Origin of the sequence: Cryptosporangium aurantiacum (assembly GCF_900143005.1) — a bacterium.
Classification (GTDB): domain Bacteria; phylum Actinomycetota; class Actinomycetes; order Mycobacteriales; family Cryptosporangiaceae; genus Cryptosporangium; species Cryptosporangium aurantiacum.
This window is the reverse complement of sequence record NZ_FRCS01000003.1, coordinates 613,212-630,184: the sequence shown is the minus strand read 5'-3', so window position 1 is coordinate 630,184 and position 16,973 is coordinate 613,212. Positions and strand designations below refer to the sequence as shown.

Genomic DNA, 16,973 nt, shown 5'->3' with positions numbered 1-16,973 from the left:
CTACACCCAGCGATCCTCATTGACCGCCCGGTTCCGCGTCAGGGTTGGCTCAGGCGCGGGTCGTGGCGCCATTCGACGAGCAGGAGACCGGCGTCGTCGCGGAGGCGGTCGCCGTGGTGGTCGAGCAGGGCCCGGACGAGTTGACGCAGGGTTTCTGGTGCGGTGTGGCCGCGTTTGTCGTGCGTGACGAGGAAGTCCACGAGCCGGTCGAGCCCGAAGAACGCGCCGTCGGCGTCCCGGGCTTCGGTCAGCCCGTCGGTATAGAGCAGGATCCGATCCCCGGGCTGTAGCTGGGCATGGCAGACCGGCCGGTCGCGCTCGAGGCCGATGCCGAGAGGAAGCCCTGTCGGGCACTCCAGGACCTGGTGGAGGCTGTGGTCGCGCACGAGGATCGGCGGCGGGTGACCGGCCAGGGTCCACTGCAGTTCGCCGGTCTGCGTCTCCAACTGCGCCAGGACGCCGGTCACGAGCTTCCCGGTGCCGAACTGTGCATGGATCGTGGCGTCGATCTCGGCTGCGGTCTCGGCCAGACCGAGGTTGCGGCGGCGGGCATTGCGGTATCCGCCGACGGTCAGACTGGCCAGCACGGCAGAGGACAGGTCGTGGCCCGCCGCGTCGAAGACCGCGGCGTGCAGAACTGCGCCGTTCATCGAGTAGTCGAAGAGGTCTCCGCCGACCTCGTAGGCCGGTTCGACCATGCCTGCGACGACCACCGCTTCGGTCGCGAATGTCCCGGGTGGAAGCAGCGACCATTGGATCTCGGCGGAGGCGGACATGTCGCGCACCCGCGCGAGACGCCGATAGGCGTCGCTGTGCGCACGCTTGGAGATCAGCATCAGAGCCACGAGGGAAGCCAGCCGGCGGGCGCGCCGCACCGTCGTCTCGTCGGGCTCCTCGATACTCAGCCGCAGTACACCGAGCCGCTCGGTCCCGTCCAGGAGCGTGACCCACAGCCAGTGCCCGCCCGGCGCCGGAGTGATCCGGACTTCCAGGTCGGTGAACGCGGAACCGGCGACACTGGTATCCACCGACAGCCGCACCTCGGGCGGGGGACCGGACGGTTTCCGAGGGGCCAGCCACACCAACTGGTCCTGTTCGAGATCGACCAGGTAGATGACCGGATCGCGGAGCCCGACCGGGCCCGCGTGCGCGCCGACAAGGGTGGGCAGGTCTTCGGGATGACACTGGTGCGAGGCATGCAGCAGAGCGTCGAACATGTCCTCGCCCGGACCGGGCCGCTCACCGGCCATCGTCACACGGCGCCCCTAGACCTACCTCGGAATCGACAGGGAATGTCACGAGGCTTGCACGCCCGGCTCCCTCGTACCCCGTAAATGACCGAACATCGGCTGCCGCTAGAGACCCTACGCTCGACTCATCGTCGTGCCCGGAATTGACGCTGACGATGAGCGGGCGCCGTGACGACCTGACCAAACGCCGATGCCCGATCGTGGCCGACGGAGGTCATGACGATGCCTTTCGAGCCATGAGGACTCGTTGTGTCACGAAGCCGAGCAGCGCAACCGTGACCCAGATGCCCATAGGGGCGAAGAAAGTGATGAAGGATTCGTCGCGAGGAAGAACGTCTTCATCGACGGGGCGTCCTCGCGCGTTGAGGATGAGTCCGGCGCCGGCAAGGGCGGCTAGCCACACCAGCCACCTGGGGGGAGTAACGGGCGAATTGGACACCCGTGAGTACCCCGACCGGCACGCTGAACGCGAAGGTAAGGACGCCGAGGTCGCCGTGCGGGACCAGCGTGAAGAACACCGCCCCGAACAAGGCGCCCACCACTGCGCCGACGAGAACGGCCTTCGCCGCGGAACGAGCATCGCGAGCAGCAACACCAGCAGCCAGAGCAGGAGCGCACCGCAGAGCGCGATCAGCAATGCGGGAAGCGGATCGACATCGACGGCCACTGCCAGCAGCCAGCACGCGCCGAATCCGCTGGTCAGCACCATCACGTGCGCAGAGCCGACGCCCAGGAAACACAGGACGACGCCGACCGCCAGGATCACCCACTGAGTCATCGGCTCTGCCCTCCGATGCGGGTAGGTCGGCCAGGGTAGGAGAAACGTCAACCTGACGTCCCGACTCGGCGGCGGGGTTGACTCCCGCAAGCTGTTCCCGCAGCTGACGCCCGGACCGCGGCGATCCCGCCACCCGCGGGAAGGCTGACCGCGTGACTTCTCCTCCGGGAGATGGCCTCGGTGGCGTCCGGTCTGCCGATAGGAGGTGGCGCGCGAGAGGGTCCCGAAGCTCGTCCGATGCCGCTGGCGTCCGCAGCAGCCCGGCCAGGTCTGCTGACAACCCGCTAACAAGGGCGTCCAGAAAGCAAACCAGGCCAGGGCCCTAGGGCTCTGACCTGGTGAAACGTGGTGGGCGATACTGGGATTGAACCAGTGGCCTCTACCGTGTCAAGGTAGCGCTCTCCCACTGAGCTAATCGCCCGAGGCGGCGGCGGGAATCGAACCCGCGTACAGGGCTTTGCAGGCCCTTGCCTAAGCCACTCGGCCACGCCGCCGGAGTCACCGCTGGCGCCGCGAGCGGTACCAGCAATACGCCCGAGGGCGCCTATCGAGCGGACGACGGGATTCGAACCCGCGACCCTCACCTTGGCAAGGTGATGCTCTACCAACTGAGCCACGTCCGCGTGTGAGCTCCGACCGGGTTGGTGCCCCGCTCGCTGCTGACAGGAAGAACCATAGCCGAGTCCTGCGACAAGGTTCAAACCCGGGGCACGTGTCGCCGACCACCCACCGTCGCCGCAACCCTGTCACCTCGTCCTGGCTGCTGGGTTCAGCTCTGGTAAAGCGCGGGTTACCAGCGGATTGTCACGGCGCGGCCGTGGGAAGACGCCTTGCGCACAGCGTCCCCCAGAGAATTGCAACACGCCGGGTTGCGGGTCAGGCGCGCACCGAGCGGCCACCACCGCATACGATGCGCAACGATGACTTCACAAAAAGTGAGTGCTGCCGCGCCGAAGGCGCGGCAGCACTCTGGTGTGAAAGGCCCCGTGGGGTCAGCGAGGCTCGCTGCCGTAGGAGCCGAGCAGCGCCGCGAGGGCGCCGTCGATGTCCAGGTGGACGCTCTCGGCGCCCTCCGGGACCTGGCGGTACGTCCGCCCGAGGAAGTCGCCGAGCGCGAGCCGCGGAACCTCGAACAGCGCGTGGCCATCGGGGGAGGAGAGGGCGAGCGCGACCGACGGTCCGTTCGCCGCCTGCCACGGCCACACCCTGACGTCGCCGATGCCGGTCGGCTCGGACATGCCGTCCGCCAGGAGCTGCCGCGCGAACGACCAGGAGACCTCGCCGCTGGCTTCGGTGCTGCCGGCATGAAATATGACGTGGACGGCGTACGGATCCTCGGGCTCGTACCGGAGACTCGCCTTGACTGGTAGGGACGACCCCTCGGGCACGACTAGGCGCAATGACACGTCCACCTGTACCCGAGTTGGTTGTGCGATCCCCATCGGTGGCACCTTTCTACACGTCCGCACGCGTCGAACGCGGGCGCGAACCCATACCCGTTCTTCCCGGTCTCATCGCTACGCAAACTCAGCGCTGCGTGGCTCAAAGACCACAACGAGTGAGGTTGCGGAGAGATGCGGGCGCCGACCGAGGATCGTTCGGCTGGCGTCCACCAACTGTCTTTCCCGGTGAACCCGCTGGTCATGCCACCCGTGTTGGATTCAGGAAAACAGCAGATCTGCCGATGGTGAGCCTGGGCTACCCTCCGGGTGTTCGAGCGCTTTCATTCGCTGGCCGGGGGCGCACATCCGAGGGACGATGGGGCATGCGAGCGAGACGGGGAATCTGGTGATCGACAGCCAGGAGCGGCCGGTCGACGTGCAGGAACCGACGGTTGTCGACCGCCTCCGTGCGCACGGCATCACCCGGCGGTTGGTCGCGTGGGGCATCTTCTTCCGGGATCGGCTGCACCATCCGGTGCGGTCCCACCCGGTGTTCGGGTTCCCGTACCGCGTCGTGATCACGGTCGTCGGGGTGGCGATCGTGCTGCTCGGTCTGGTGCTGGTGCCGGCGCCCGGGCCCGGCTGGCTGATCGTGATCGCCGGGCTGGGCGTGCTGTCGACCGAGTTCTCCTGGGCGCACCGCCTGCTCCAGTTCACGAAGCGGTCGGTCGCGGCGTGGACGCGCTGGGTGCTGCGGCAGTCGCTGGCGCTGCGGATGCTGGTCGGTGCGCTGGGCTTTCTGCTGCTGGTGGCGGGGCTGTTGACGTCGCTCCGGCTCAGTGGTTGGACCGGATTCCCGTTTAGCTGAAGGTATCTAGTATGGTGTGAGCGTCCCTGGGGGCGATTAGCTCAGGGGGAGAGCGCTTCGTTCACACCGAAGAGGTCACTGGTTCGATCCCAGTATCGCCCACGCAGTTGGTGCAGGTCAGAGGCCCGGTTCGCTTTCGCGGAGACCGGGCTTCTTGCTGTTTGACCCTCATTTGACCCCGGGACTCGCCATCAGCACCCGGCATTGGACGGCACGTCGGCGGGTCACGGAGCGGGTGCGGAGGTCGCTAAGCGCTCGGCCAAGCGGGCGCGAGCACGCTGACCCGGTCGGCTGGGCGAGGCGTACGGCGGAGGTGCCCGTCATGACAGAAGAACAGGCATGGACCCTCGAAGCCGTGCAGTCGCTGGGTACTACCACCAGTCTCGAGGAAGCCGCATCGATCCTGGGGATCGGCAGGACCAAGGCATACGAGCTGGCTCAGCAAGGCGACTTTCCTGCGAAGGTGATCCGGGTGGGGCGTCGGTACCGGGTCTCGGTGCCGGCGCTTCTGCGCCTGCTTGTAGATGACTGAGCTAAGGATCGGCCGACGCAGGCTGGCTCGCTGCTCGGTAGGAATAACAAGCCCAGAGCAGGTCGAGGCTCCCGAGCAGCCGTCGCTGCACCGATAGAAAGCAGCGGCGGGTGGGGCATCCTGCCCGCCTGCTCCGGAGCCGTGCCCAGAATATTGCTGTGGGGCCGTGGACATGGCGGGTCAGGTCCACGGGCTGATTGGTGCCAAGTCATTGACCGGTGGCTTGCCGGGTTCGTGTTTGGCGGGGCGGTCGTCGACGGCGGGGCGGCAGGTGCGGAAGGGGCCGTCGGCGGCGAGGAGGATGGGGAGGTGGTGGTCGAGGTCGAGCCACCAGCCGGCTTTGGCGTTTGGGTCCCAGCGGGCGGTTTCCCAGGTGGTCCAGAGCAGGGTGAGGCGGGCGATGGCTTCGGCGTGATCCCACCATTGGGTGCACCAGCGGTGGCGGGTTGCGTCGCCGATGCGGTGGAGGAACATCGGGGTGAAGTAGTCGGTGACCCAGAGTTCCAGCGTGAGGTAGCGGGGCGGCTGCGTCTCGGCGGCCGCGCCGTTTTCGTGGGTGGGGATGGTGGTCATCGCGTGGGCCGGGGGTAGTGCTGGGTGCGGTCGTAGGTGATGTCGGCGGGGCGTTTGCTGGCGAGTCCGGGTGGCCGCTGGTGGGGTTGGAGGATGACGGGCCCGTCGGGGTAGGCGTCGGCGGCGATGTCTTGGGCGCTGCGCCGGGGTTCTTGTGCGGAGCTGGGTTGGGTCATGGGCGTGTCCTTCGGGGCCGCGGGGATGGATGGCGACGCGGTCTGGGTGGCGAGTAGTTCGCGGGCGACCTTCTCGGCGACCGGGGAGGCGGCGCCGAGTTCTCGGAGGCGTTGTTCGTAGTGCGGGTGGAGGACGTCCGGTTGCATCCGGTCGCGGATGGCGGCGCGCTCCGCGTCGACGTTCGCGTCGAAGTCGCTCGATGCGGTGCCGTGGAGTGCCGGGTTGTCGCGGCGTCCGTGGGGGCGGCTCGGATGGGTCTGCGCCATCCGCGTGGCGGCTTCGTGCATGGCGGTGGCCCGGGAAACGCCGGCGGCCACGCGTTCGTCGTAGGTGCGCATGGGGGCGCTGTAGCGGCGGCGGAGCTCGTCTTCGACGGCTTCGGCGACAACGGTGGCGGTGGGGAAGCGCGGATCGCCTTCGCGGCTTCGGCTGATGCGCCAGGCGTGGGCGAGTTGGCTCAGGTGCGCGTCGCGGATCCAGGCGTGGTCTCCGGCGGTCTTCAGGTAGGTGCGGTCGCGTCGAGCGAACAGCTGGGCGGCCTGGTTGGCGAATTGCTGTTGCCTGGTGAGTAGTCGCTGGGTCAGCTCATCGCGGTAGCGCTGGAGATGTTCGTTGCGTTCGCGGCGTCGTTGTTCTTCGGCGGCCAGCCGGGCGCTGGCCTCGGCGAGTGTGGCGAGGACGGCGAGTGCCTGGCCGGTACGCGCGCCGAGTTCGCCGCCGAGGTCGGGGTGTTCCGGGCTGGTCACCGTCGGGCGCCCCGGGCGATCCCGGTCATGCCCGGACGGCCGACGGACGTCTGCATGACGGTGTCCTCGCGTTGAGTGATGGATGACCGGTCAGGGCCGCGGCCCAGAGCCGATGTCGCCGCGGCGGCGTCGAGGATCCGGTGTGGGGCTTAGCGGCCGGCTTGCTGGGCGAGTGAGCGGCGGAGCTTCTGCGGCATGCAGCCGGCTGCTGGTGACGATGTCCCGGAACTGATTGGCGGCGTGCCGGGCGACCTCGGCCTGGTGGGTGCGCTGCTGTGCGTCGCGTACGTCGGCCAGGCTTTCGGAGAGCCGCGCCAGGTTGTTGAGCAGTCGAAGGACGGCGAACAAGTCGGTGTGGTCGCTGATCTGTTCCATGACGGCGATCAGCCGGCCCATCGCGCGGAGTCCGTCGGCGTGCGGCACGGGTCGCCGGGTCGGCGGAAGCGGTTCGGCGACGGCCCGGTGCAGGGTGTCGGCGGCGTCGCGGACGTCGTCCCGGTCGCGGATTGGGAGGCGTTCCGCCAGGACCGTGATCACGTCGGTGGCTGCGGCGGCGAACGCGATGCGCGCGTCGACTCCGGCCCTGGGCCGGGGGGTGAGGGCATCCTGGATCGTCAGACTGATCTGGTCGAGGATCCATGCACGCAGCTGCGGATCCACTCGCGGCGGGAAGCGCGTGCTCGGCGGTGATGTCCAGCGTTGCCGCAGCCGGGAAAGGCTCAAGTCGGGGGCGAGTCGTCCGCCACCGTAGAAGACCGGGGTGTCGTCGGCGGTGCGATCGCCGGGCAGCGCCACCGCGTAGCCGGTGATCGCGCTCGGGTCCTGGGCGCTGTAGCGAAGCCGAACCAGCAGCCCGGCCCGGCGCAAGTGCGCGAAGAAGTCCTCGACGTCCGCCGATTCGACCGCGGCGGCGCGGACTCGGCGGCGCAGCTGGTCTCGCGCCGTGAGTGGACGCCCCAGCCGCCGTGTCTTGTGGAGCTCCGCCGTGCCGGGGCGTGAGTGGGCGGTGCGGTCGGCGGGCGCGGTCGACCGGAGACGGTAGCGGCGCTCGAGATCGCGGCACGCGGCGCGCAGCCGGTAGAGGTCTCGGAAATTGCGGATCGAGCGGCCGTCCTGCCTCGCGAGCGTGGCGACGAGGTGGATGTGGTCGTCGCCGTGCCGGACGGCGACCCACCGTACCGATCCGTCGTCGGCGTGTGGCGCGAGCCCCGCTTGGGCCATCAGCTCGCCGGCGATGTGCCGCCACTGCGCGTCGGAGAGAGTGCGGTCTTCTGGGGCCAGGCGCACCGAGCAGTGCCACACGGGACGGTCCGGAGCCCGGTCACTGAACCGGACTGGGTCCAACAACGCGTCCGCCAGCTCCTTGACTCGCCACCCGCCGCGAGCGGTGCGCTCGGGTTCGAGGAGATCGCGGGCGCCCGCGCCGTTCCACGCGGTGACCAGCCGCGGATCACGGTGCTCCTCGTGGCGGCCCGGTCCGTAGAGGTACTTCAACAGCCCGACGACGTTGACGCCGGGCGGGTGCACACGCGCGATCACCCGAGCCGACGCCGCAGCTCGGCCACGACGGAGTCGAGCCGCTCGACCGTTCGCAGGCACAGCTCGATCGCTGCCTGCGCGTACTCGGGCACCAGTCCCGTACCGTGGAACGCCGCCGCGACTTGATTGACGTTCGACCCCACCCGATTTACCGCGGCCCGTGCTCCGAATAGCTCCTTGGCCAGGGCTCGCAGTACGAGGGTGCTGTCGCCAGCCCTCTGGTGGCCGCGAGCCGTCGCGAGCGCTGTTTCCGCGCAGTAGCCGGCTGTGGTTAGTCCCGCTGCCGTGGCCGCGTCCGAGACTGCGTCGAATTCGTCGTCGTCGAACCGCAGGTTCACCCGGTGAATGCGTGCGGGGGACCGGTGCCGGCGATCCCGTCCACGCATGACAATGTCATCCCCCGAATTCGCCGCTTCCTGCTCAGCCACGTGCCGAGCATGCGGAAAAGCCGCTGACGGGTCCGCTACCAGCAAATTCGATGCGATCGTCTCGGCGCCTGACTCGCGGCGACGCCGCCGCTGTGTTCGACCGCGCCCGGTCGAACACGCCTCATCCGGGAACCGGATGCCTATCTTGCTACGCGCCAAAGATGCCTTGAGTCCGGACGTCCATCGATGGAATGTGCGGTCGCAAATCCTTGATCCGAAAATGGCCCAAGGACGACCTGTGGATATTTGTTCAGCGGGTCATTCGGCGAGAAGAATATTGATAGCAGCGGAATTGTTCCGCTCGCCTCAATCACTTGTCTTCCCGTGAGGGGGTCATTGCCATGGTCAGTACAGATCTATCGCAGTCCGATGTCGAACCGGTGTCGGGGCCTGAGAGCACGGCCGGAGCCGTCTTCGATGACACGGCAACGCGCTATGACGACCTGGAGAGCCACTCGTCCCGCGCTGAGCCCGATGGCGCCGAGAGCACCCCAGCCTTCGGCGCCGCGTTCGGGGACCTGCTGATGATCCCCTGGGTCGATCTGGTCGCCAACCCGGACAACATCCGCAGCCATTCGGCGCCGAATCCGGGTCTGGTCGCGAATCTCAAAGCGGACGGCATCGCTGGTCTGCTTCAGCCGCTCATCGTTGTCGAGCATCCCGAGCAGCCTGGCTACCTAGTTCTGGACGGCGGCGACCGACTCGCGTCCGTCGAAGAGGCGGCCCAGACCCGCCCGGACCTCACCCACGTCCCTGCCATCTTCCGTCCTGACCTGGCGGACAAGGCGACGCAGATCGTCACGATGCTGCGCACCGGTGTTCACCGTCGTGCGCTGACGAGCGTCGAGGAGGCACATGGCGTCGAGCAGCTCGCACTCGAAGGGCTCAGCGGCCGCGCGATCATCCAGCGCACCGGCCTCAAACGCGACCAAGTCAAGGACGCCCGTACGGTCGCCAAGCTGCGCTCCGACACCGCCGAGAAGGTCACGAGGCGTAGCCTCGACCTGCATCAGGCGGCCGTCGTGCAGGAGTTCGAGGATGACGAGCCCGCGGTCGCGCAGCTACTCGACGCCGCTGAGCGCGGCCCGATCGCGTTCGACAAGAAGGCCGCCGAGGTCCGCGCCGAACGGCGGGAGGCCGCGCAGCGCGCCGCTCGAATCGCGGAGCTGACGGCGGCGGGCGTCCCGGTCATCGACAGCGACGTGCTGCAGGCGAGCGGAACACGGGCGGCGCGGGTGAGCGCGCTCCTGCACGATGGGGAACCCCTCACCGGCGACAACCACGTCGGCTGCCCGGGCAGCGCGATCACCTTCGACCGGGTCTACGACGGCTACCAGGAGACGGCCTGCTGCCTCGACTGGCAGAAGTACGGCCACACCAACCGGTACGGGCCTAACCGTCCTTCGGGCGGGCCGATGAGCGACGAGCAGAAAGCCGAACGCCAGCTCGTCATCGCCAACAACAAGGCCATGCGCGCGGCCAACGACGTGCGCCGGACGTGGCTCGCCGAGCTGCTCAAGCGGGTCAAGCTTCCTGGTGCAGCCCGGTACGTCGCCGAGACGCTCGTCAGCCGCCCGCAGTTCGTCGCCCGCTGGATGCAGAAGGACGCGCCGCTCCTGGAGGAGTTGCTGGGCACCTCCGATGGCGGCGGCGGGCGCGCGGTCATCCCGCCGTCGGCCAACGACGCCCGTGCCACCGTCTACGCGTTCGCTGCGATCGCCGCTGCGCACGAACACGAGATCAGCCACGACACGTGGCGGGAGCTCAACCGCGATGCTGCCCGCTGGCTGGCCCATCTCGCGGCGCTCGGCTACGACCTGGCCGAGGTCGAACAGAGGGTGATCGACCGGGCTGGGGCGGCGGACGGTTCGGCCGAGCCCGACGGCACCGAGCCGGAAAGCGGAGTAGAGACCAGCGCTGAAGCTGGCGATCCGGAGACGATCACGGAGCCGTCCGTCGGCGATGACGAGCAAGAGCAGCAGCTATGAAACCGGCCGGTCGGCGTGGGACGTCCCCGGAGCAGAACCGCCGACCGGCCCGACCAGTCACCGATGCACCGGCAGGCCGCCGTCGGCTGACGCGGCCGTTCGCCGGACGCGCTCGTGACCGAGTTCTGGGTCGGCGCGCAGTCCCCGCGCTGGTTGGAGGTCCACCGGGGTGTGCCGTGGATGGTGTCGGCGACCCCGTCTGGCCGCCTACCGGCCCCGCGACGAGGAGGACACGCCCCGCGCCTACGGCCCCCTGGGTGATCGACTCCGGCGGTTTTTCCGAACTGCAGCGCAATGGCCGGTGGCGCTGGATCGAGAATGAGTACGGTTCGATGCCGCAACTGTCCGAGGTGGGCGATCGCGTGGCAACGGCGAATCGTTGATTCCCTCCCGTCAGCAGGGTGCGTTGGATCTCTGGCCGACGGGCGCGGCTTGATCGGCATTGCGGCAGACGAGGCACCCTGAGGAGGCGCGCGTCGGTGTGGTGCGCCGATCGGGGTGGTCTTTCAGCGGTATGGCTGTGAGGGTGGACGGTTGGGCGCGGGAGGTCCTGGATTCCGTCGCTGCCTGGTTTTTCTGTCGCTTCGGTCTGGTGGAGGAACCAGGTGTGGCCAGGGCGGCCGTGAGGCGTCGAGTCTCACGCCTGCGGTGTGGAGTTCGAACAGGTAGGTGGCCGAGGTGTCGTGCCCGAGTGTCCAGGTGCCTCCGGCGGCGCGGGTGGCTGTCGCTGCGGCGTGGAGGAACGTGTTGAGGCGGGGGGTGTGTCGGGTGGCGAGTTCGCGGTTGTCGAGCGGTGGGTTGTGGGCGTCGAATTCGGGGTCGGTGTTGCCGTCCACGGTGTAGCGGTAGATCCAGGGGAGCCAGATCTTGGTGGAGATCCAGATGGCGACGCCGATGGAGCCGTGGGGTTGGTTGCGGTCGGAGGCGATGGTCAGAGGCCACTGGCTGCTGGGGGCGTGGGAAGCGATTTGGCGCATCGTCCAGATGTCGGTCTCGGTGATGGTGCTGTCGGGGGCAGGGTGGGCCAGCCGGGAGATGGCTTGGGGGGCTTCGTCGAAGATGAGGCCGGTGCGGTACTCCCCGGGTGGGGCGGGGACCTGGTCGCCGAGGTGGTGCAGGTAGTCGGCGAACGAGCCGTGACGCGCGCGCTGGTAGCCGGTGCTGTGTTCGTCGTGGATGCGGTAGGCGAGGGTGTCTTCGCCGGCGGCGATGACGGTGTGCTGCCAGTTCAGCAGCGTGGCCCGGTCGGTGTCGGCAGGGAACTCGATGACCCAGGTGGCGATGGGTTGGTCGCCGCGGACGTTCCACGCGGGGTCTTCGGGTTGCACTGGTGGTCACCTCCCTCGGGCGGAGCGAGTCAGCGTCGTCTAGGGGCATTGTGCGCCGGAGGCGCCGAGGGCGTGGAACTGGGCGGTGGTCCACGTGTGGGTGTCGGCGCCGTTGACCAGCACGAGGCGTTCGGCGCGGTAGCGGCCGTCGTGGCAGAGGTGGCGGGCGAGGTCGAAGTCGGCGAGGCGGCGTTGGAGGGTGGGCTTGTCCGCGGTGAACAGCTCGCCGGTGCCGGGTTCGAGGTGGAGGAGAACTTCGCGGCGGAAGCCGGGTGGTGCCTGTTCGATGGCGCCGTCAGCGTCGACGCCCCGCGGGGTCGGGGTGCCGTTGCCGACGCCGGAGTCACCATTGAGCTGGCCGATCGCGGTGGTGAGGGCTTTCCGGAGACCCTGACGGCCGCTGACGGTTTTGACCTGGACGGCGGTCTTGTCGCTGCCGTCTTCGATGAGCAGGTCAGCGCGGTAGCGTCGGCCGGTTTCGGGGTCGGCGAGGTAGCCGTCGTAGGTGATTCGTGCGCGCGGGCGGGTGCGCAGGAGGTGCGCGACCTGTTCGAGTTCGCGGCGGTGGCCGATGCCGGCGGGAACCTGTTGATCGGGTGGGCGGGTGTCGTCGTCGACGACGGTGAGGTTGGCGGTCAGGTCGGCGGGGTTGCCGAGCCGGTCGGCGTGGGTGCTTAGGGCGTCGAGTTCCGGCAGGAGGCCTTTGGCGACCGCGCGGCGTACGGCGAGGCGGGCGGCGAGCACGTCGCGGGTGTCGCCCGCCGACAGGTGCCGGGTGGCCAGGTCCAGGGTTCGGAGGGCGATTTGCCGGTCGGGGCCGTCGAGGCGCCCGAGGACCGGGTCGGCGTCGGGGTTGATTCCGAGCATCGCGAGGCGCTGTTTGAGTGCGGGGTCGGGGCCGTCGAGGTCGGGGGAGAAGGCCCAGCCGTAGAGGGTGGTGCGGATCTGCCCGCCGGTGGCGTACACGACGTTGGGGTAGGTGACAAGGAAGTCCTGAGTGGCCGCGCCGGGTCGGACGGTGCCGGCGTCGAGCCGGGTCGGGGCGAGACCAGGGACGACGGTGACGAAGAGGCTGACCCGGGCTGGTGTTCCGCCGGTGTTGCGGGCGGAGATCCGGACGGCGCAGCGGGGGTTGCCGCAGTACTGCGGCACCGGTTGGACGGTGACGGCGAACGCCGCCGGCAGTGCCGTCCTGGCCGCCCGGGTTTGGTCGGGCGCGGGTGACGCTGGAGCCGGGGTCGGCGAGGTGCGGCTACTCGGTGCGTCGCTGCCGTCCGGAGCTTCCGATGCGGGCGGCGTGGTCGTGGGTGTGCCACCCCGGGCTGTCGCTGTGGCATTGGCGGCCTGCGCCGAGGTCGCGGGGGAGACGGCGGCCGCGACATACGGGTTGCGGTACTCGTTGTCGGCGGGCACGACCGTGGCCGTCGCGGCGTCTACCGGCGGCACCTCGTCGGTGCCCGGGCCGGGTGGGGTCAGCGCGGCGGCGGGTGCGACCGGGGATCCGGGCGCGACCGGGCCTTCGAGGTAGACCAGGGCGTGCGGCGCGGCCGCGGTCAGATACAGCGTCCAGGGGCCGTCGGTGTAGCGGACGAGGTCCTGCCCGTTGATGTCGCCGACCGGCTCGACAGTGTGGGCGCTGGTGACGGCGGAGGCGATCATGGCCGCGAGCCGGTCAGGGGTGAACGCGCCGGTCACGTCGATGGTCGGGCGCTCGGATCTGGAGGTGGCGGCCCTTGAGTGCCAGGTGCGGTCGCCGTCGAGGGCGGTGGTGCCGTCGTGGGCGCGGAGGCTGGCGGTGCCGCCGCCGGGTTGAGTGAGCGTGCCGGCGGCGTCGCCGTCGGCGGTGACGGTGACCCGCCCGTGGGTGCGCTGCCCCTCTTCGTCGGCCAGCCACAGATTCAACCGGACACCGGGCAGATCACTGGCCCAGGCGCGTGCGGCGTCGGCGACCACGGCGCGATCGGCATCCTCGGGTCCGCCGGAACGGATCAACAGGCCGGCAGCGACAGCGCCCGTGCCGCAGAGCAGCAGCAGCGCGGTGAGCGCGCCACCCAGGACGAGCGCGAGGCGTCGCCGCGGCGGGGGCGCCGAGGGCATCACGATCGGCGCAAGCGACGGCGGAGGCCGCCAGATAGGCGGCGTGCCGCCAACGGGGGGCTGCGGCCAGTCGCGGTCTGGTGGCCAGGGCGGCGGCAGGCCAGTCATCGAGCAGGCTCTTCCTGTCGGTGGAGGCAGTGCGATTCGGACGTGGGCGGCTCGGCTCGGCTGGACGGAAGCACGAATCAAGGAACACGAGCGTCGCGATTCCGGTACGTACGGAAGAGCACACGGAACGCATTGGGCTGCGGTTCGGTGAATGGCCAGATCCGCGTGGATTGCAGTTGGAGAAGTCGGCCGTATGCTCGCCGGACCTTGTGCCCGACGTTCGCCAAGCCGTCTGACCGATCGCGTTACCTGGCGGGCGTACCTTCATGCGGCATCAGGAGCTCTGCCGGCTGACACCCGACCGAGCACCGAATCGACCTGAGCCGAACCACTTCCGCCGGTACGGTTGTCCGGTGAGGGCTCGTAGCGCAGAGGTCGTCTGTCGTCGCGCCCGTCCGTTTGGCCGGAGGACGTCGGTTCGAATCCGACTGAGCCCCCCGCGCAATTCCGTCCCGTAAGGAATGTCAGTTTTGCGTTCGAGTCACGCAACGACGTCCCAGTACGCGGCTCCTCGTGCTGGCTTGCCAACTGCGCGACGCGCGACACGGCTCTGTTCGCCGCCAACGGTGCAGCGGCAGCATGCGGATGTTCCGGATTCCGTGGCGGATGGGTGCGGCCGCCACCAGTCAGGCGACCTCCGTCGTGCAGGTCCCACGCGGTCGACGAAACGGGCCGCCCGCCCTACCTCATGAGGATGTCCGGATGACGACGGGCCACGAGTCATGGCCCGGTTGGAGGCTTCCCGGTGGCGCGCGTGCCGCCGCTACGGTGTGCCGGCCTGGATGGTCGCCGAGGCCACCACGCATCGCCAGTCGGGTGACTGGCGCGGCGCCTGCGCGGCCGCGCGGGTCGACGTCCACCTTGACCTAGCGGCGATTCGGCGGACCCACGGATCGGCGCTGGCCGCCGAGGTTGAGGCCTACCTCCGTTGTTTTGCGCCGGATCTGGCGCGATGGCACGCACCGCGCGTTACCGAGGCCACGGGCGAGATGGTGGCGGCCCACACGCTGGTGCTCGTCCGCTATCCCGGGACAGATGCCAACGCGCCGATGCTATTTCTCCGCACGCCCCCATACGTCGATGGTGCACAACGGTTGAGCTTGCACTTCGGTACCGATCGACGACCAGCTGACCACCTGCCTCAGTACAACCTCACCTGGTGGGACCACGCGCGTCATCTGTGGGACGCCGAGGCTGCGCCGGAGCTGCTCGAGTGGATTAGCGGCGGTGAACGACTGCCGTTCCACACCCGCGACGGTCGGCGGCTGGAAACGGGCGAGTTACCAGGGGGCGAGCCGCCGGATCGACTCACCGACCCGGTGGGGTGGACTGAATGGACGATCCGAGACGCCGCAGCCGATTACTCGCGGGAGGGGTGGGCTTCCGCGGGCATCACCGTCAACGTCGACCCCCATGCGCGGATCCGCATCTGGGGCACGAATCACCTGACCGGAGTTGGGCGGATCAGCGCGCTCCGGCACGCCTTGGACCACCCCCGGGCACCACGATGGCCCCGAGCGTTCCTCGAAGGCATGGACCACAGTTTTCCACCTCGCCCAGTTTTGACGCGGGCGTCCGATGGCGAGTACACGCTCACGCTGGGCGACGAGGCTGACGGGGTCATTCCCTGCGCGTGGTGGCAACCCTCGCCGGACCTGGAGCTGCTCCGGACGGGCCAGCTCACCCTCCCCGAGCTACATCCGCTGGTGCGCGCAGCGCTGTTTCCCGACGCGCCCGAATCCGCGGACATGGCGTCACCTACGGTCGACGTCGAACCGGGCTATGTGCGGTGCCTCGGTACGTGGCACGAGCTGGGCTGGCGGGACGGGAAGCTGGCATCGCGAGCCAGCCACGATCCGGCGGAGGTCGCGCGCGAACGCATGCTCGTGGTCCTGGGCGCGCCCAGCGCCGGCTGTTCGGACGTCATCCGGTCCTGGCGCGACTCACGCGGCCGGTTGCCTCGGCGGCTCAGGTTGCTTCGCGCCCATGCCCTGGCGTTGGCCCGCCACGGCGACGCGCGTAACCTTGCCCGCCTACTTGATGACGGCGTTGAGCTCGCCGACTGCCGCGATCGCTTCGGCTGCGGCCTCCTTTTCCACGCAGCCAGCCTCGACGACGCGATCCTGATACGCCGTCTCGCCGAACCTGGTCTGGCGCTTGACGGATACAGCCTGGATGGGCTGACGCCGCTGACGAAAGCGATCCGGGACCACGCATCCGTGCCGGTCGTGCGCGCACTCGCCGATGCGGGCGTGGAGCCGGGGATCGATTCTCGGGGCGTCGTCGACCGGGAATTGCCGTACTACGACGGCGCGCTGGACTCGGTCCTCCCTGGCCGGACTCAAGGCGGCGGCGCGGACGCCCTTTGATGTCGGCGCCTCAGGCCACGGCTGCCCGCATCACCTCGCAGGTCGACTGAGCCGCTCAAGCCGTCGGGGCATCCTGCGATTCCGACGCCGCCCTGGTAGTGCACTGCAATGGTCACGTCCCAGGCGGGCTGACAACGGTCACGCGCCGCCGATCAGGACTACTGGCAATCGTTCGGCCGTGATGAGGGTTCATTGTCATCCCGCGCCACTCTGGGCTGCAGTGCGTCGGAGCGCCCCGCGCTCGGCGCCGGGGGGCAGGACCGGCAGAGCAATCCGCGGCCGCTGCGACGTGCGGGGCGAACCGTTTGCCGTCTACCGTCGGCCGGGGGCGGCGGATCGGGTTCTTCCGGGCGCGTGATCCATCCGGTGATGGTCGGCATGCCGTGCCAGGGACCGGTGGTGTTGTCGTCGGTGGCAATAGCGGCCATCGCGTACGGCCGGGCGAAGCTATCAGTCAGTCAGCGGCTTCTCTCTCCGTGCGCGCTGCGCCTGCCACCGGCTCCGGCGATCGCACCGAACCGGCGACCAGCACGTCGACGACTACGGCGGCGGCTCCTGGCGGTCGCTCGCGCGTCGCGAACACTTGCGCGAATGCTGACGTCCATCGGCTCCGCGCCCTTGAGCACCAGCATCGCAACCCGACGCCACGGCGACCCCGAATACTCGCCCAGCGTAAGCGCCCTACGGGCCCTTGGCGGACGAGCGGCAGCGTGGCCAGTTCACCGACCGACGCATCAGTGTCCGCGAGGTGGCTGAGGCCGGCGACCACGACTGCCCCGTTCGGGGCCGACGCCGGCGTCGACGCGCCAT

At 69.2% G+C, this 16,973-nt stretch carries 14 protein-coding genes and 5 tRNA genes; 7 read left to right on the top strand and 12 right to left on the bottom strand.

Going from position 1 to position 16,973, the window contains the following annotated elements:
* Positions 1–38 precede the first annotated feature (38 nt).
* The 6 genes from BUB75_RS13795 to BUB75_RS13770 form a co-directional block, all read right to left on the bottom strand.
* Positions 39–1,250: a PP2C family protein-serine/threonine phosphatase gene (locus tag BUB75_RS13795; protein WP_073257244.1), complete on the bottom strand. Its 1,212-nt coding sequence runs from the start codon at positions 1,248–1,250 to the stop codon at positions 39–41.
* A 214-nt stretch (positions 1,251–1,464) separates the two neighbouring features.
* A complete protein-coding gene (locus tag BUB75_RS13790; protein ID WP_073256780.1) occupies positions 1,465–2,028 on the bottom strand; it encodes a hypothetical protein in 564 nt (187 codons plus the stop codon).
* Between the two features lie 346 nt (positions 2,029–2,374).
* Positions 2,375–2,449, bottom strand: a tRNA-Val gene (locus tag BUB75_RS13785).
* Position 2,450: 1 nt separating this feature from the next.
* A tRNA-Cys gene (locus tag BUB75_RS13780) sits at positions 2,451–2,522 on the bottom strand.
* Between the two features lie 56 nt (positions 2,523–2,578).
* Positions 2,579–2,651 (bottom strand) — tRNA-Gly (locus tag BUB75_RS13775).
* A gap of 369 nt (positions 2,652–3,020) precedes the next feature.
* Positions 3,021–3,470, bottom strand: coding sequence for an SsgA family sporulation/cell division regulator (locus BUB75_RS13770; protein WP_035850293.1), 450 nt, complete (start codon positions 3,468–3,470; stop codon positions 3,021–3,023).
* 346 nt (positions 3,471–3,816) lie between these two features.
* Between BUB75_RS13770 and BUB75_RS13765 the strand changes: the two genes are divergently transcribed.
* From BUB75_RS13765 to BUB75_RS13755, 3 genes are all read left to right on the top strand, one after another.
* Positions 3,817–4,278 carry a TIGR02611 family protein gene (locus BUB75_RS13765; RefSeq protein WP_178379859.1) on the top strand — a complete coding sequence of 154 codons (462 nt, stop codon included), beginning with the start codon at positions 3,817–3,819 and terminating at the stop codon, positions 4,276–4,278.
* 30 nt (positions 4,279–4,308) lie between these two features.
* Positions 4,309–4,380: transfer RNA gene (locus tag BUB75_RS13760), tRNA-Val, on the top strand.
* A gap of 220 nt (positions 4,381–4,600) precedes the next feature.
* Positions 4,601–4,810, top strand: a complete 210-nt coding sequence (locus BUB75_RS13755) for a helix-turn-helix domain-containing protein (RefSeq protein WP_073256779.1) — start codon at positions 4,601–4,603, stop codon at positions 4,808–4,810.
* Between the two features lie 180 nt (positions 4,811–4,990).
* Here BUB75_RS13755 and BUB75_RS13750 read toward each other — a convergent pair whose 3' ends face one another.
* From BUB75_RS13750 to BUB75_RS46225, 4 genes are all read right to left on the bottom strand, one after another.
* A complete protein-coding gene (locus tag BUB75_RS13750) occupies positions 4,991–5,383 on the bottom strand; it encodes a DUF4913 domain-containing protein (protein ID WP_073256777.1) in 393 nt (130 codons plus the stop codon).
* Positions 5,380–6,306, bottom strand: a complete 927-nt coding sequence (locus tag BUB75_RS13745; protein ID WP_073256775.1) for a hypothetical protein — start codon at positions 6,304–6,306, stop codon at positions 5,380–5,382. The genes BUB75_RS13750 and BUB75_RS13745 overlap by 4 nt, the downstream gene beginning before the upstream one ends.
* Positions 6,307–6,396: 90 nt before the next feature.
* Positions 6,397–7,845: a relaxase/mobilization nuclease domain-containing protein gene (locus BUB75_RS13740; protein ID WP_073256773.1), complete on the bottom strand. Its 1,449-nt coding sequence runs from the start codon at positions 7,843–7,845 to the stop codon at positions 6,397–6,399.
* Positions 7,842–8,273: a hypothetical protein gene (locus BUB75_RS46225; protein ID WP_178379858.1), complete on the bottom strand. Its 432-nt coding sequence runs from the start codon at positions 8,271–8,273 to the stop codon at positions 7,842–7,844. Before BUB75_RS46225 ends, BUB75_RS13740 begins: the two co-directional genes overlap by 4 nt.
* 341 nt (positions 8,274–8,614) lie before the next feature.
* On the opposite strand from BUB75_RS46225, the gene BUB75_RS13730 reads away from it, so the two are divergent.
* Both BUB75_RS13730 and BUB75_RS48130 read left to right on the top strand, forming a co-directional pair.
* A complete protein-coding gene (locus BUB75_RS13730) occupies positions 8,615–10,261 on the top strand; it encodes a ParB/RepB/Spo0J family partition protein (RefSeq protein ID WP_084741004.1) in 1,647 nt (548 codons plus the stop codon).
* Between the two features lie 257 nt (positions 10,262–10,518).
* Positions 10,519–10,644, top strand: a complete 126-nt coding sequence (locus BUB75_RS48130; RefSeq protein ID WP_281248316.1) for a hypothetical protein — start codon at positions 10,519–10,521, stop codon at positions 10,642–10,644.
* Positions 10,645–10,767: 123 nt separating this feature from the next.
* Here the strand turns inward: BUB75_RS48130 and BUB75_RS13725 are convergent, their stop codons facing one another.
* The gene (locus BUB75_RS13725; protein ID WP_073256767.1) at positions 10,768–11,589 is read right to left on the bottom strand and encodes a hypothetical protein; all 822 of its coding nucleotides are present in this window, start codon (positions 11,587–11,589) and stop codon (positions 10,768–10,770) included.
* A 39-nt stretch (positions 11,590–11,628) separates the two neighbouring features.
* Positions 11,629–13,686 carry a hypothetical protein gene (locus BUB75_RS13720; protein WP_073256765.1) on the bottom strand — a complete coding sequence of 686 codons (2,058 nt, stop codon included), beginning with the start codon at positions 13,684–13,686 and terminating at the stop codon, positions 11,629–11,631.
* Between the two features lie 465 nt (positions 13,687–14,151).
* Between BUB75_RS13720 and BUB75_RS46220 the strand changes: the two genes are divergently transcribed.
* Both BUB75_RS46220 and BUB75_RS13715 read left to right on the top strand, forming a co-directional pair.
* Positions 14,152–14,231 (top strand) — tRNA-OTHER (locus BUB75_RS46220).
* Positions 14,232–14,576: 345 nt separating this feature from the next.
* The gene (locus BUB75_RS13715) at positions 14,577–16,163 is read left to right on the top strand and encodes an ankyrin repeat domain-containing protein (protein ID WP_143175181.1); all 1,587 of its coding nucleotides are present in this window, start codon (positions 14,577–14,579) and stop codon (positions 16,161–16,163) included.
* Positions 16,164–16,973 lie beyond the last annotated feature (810 nt).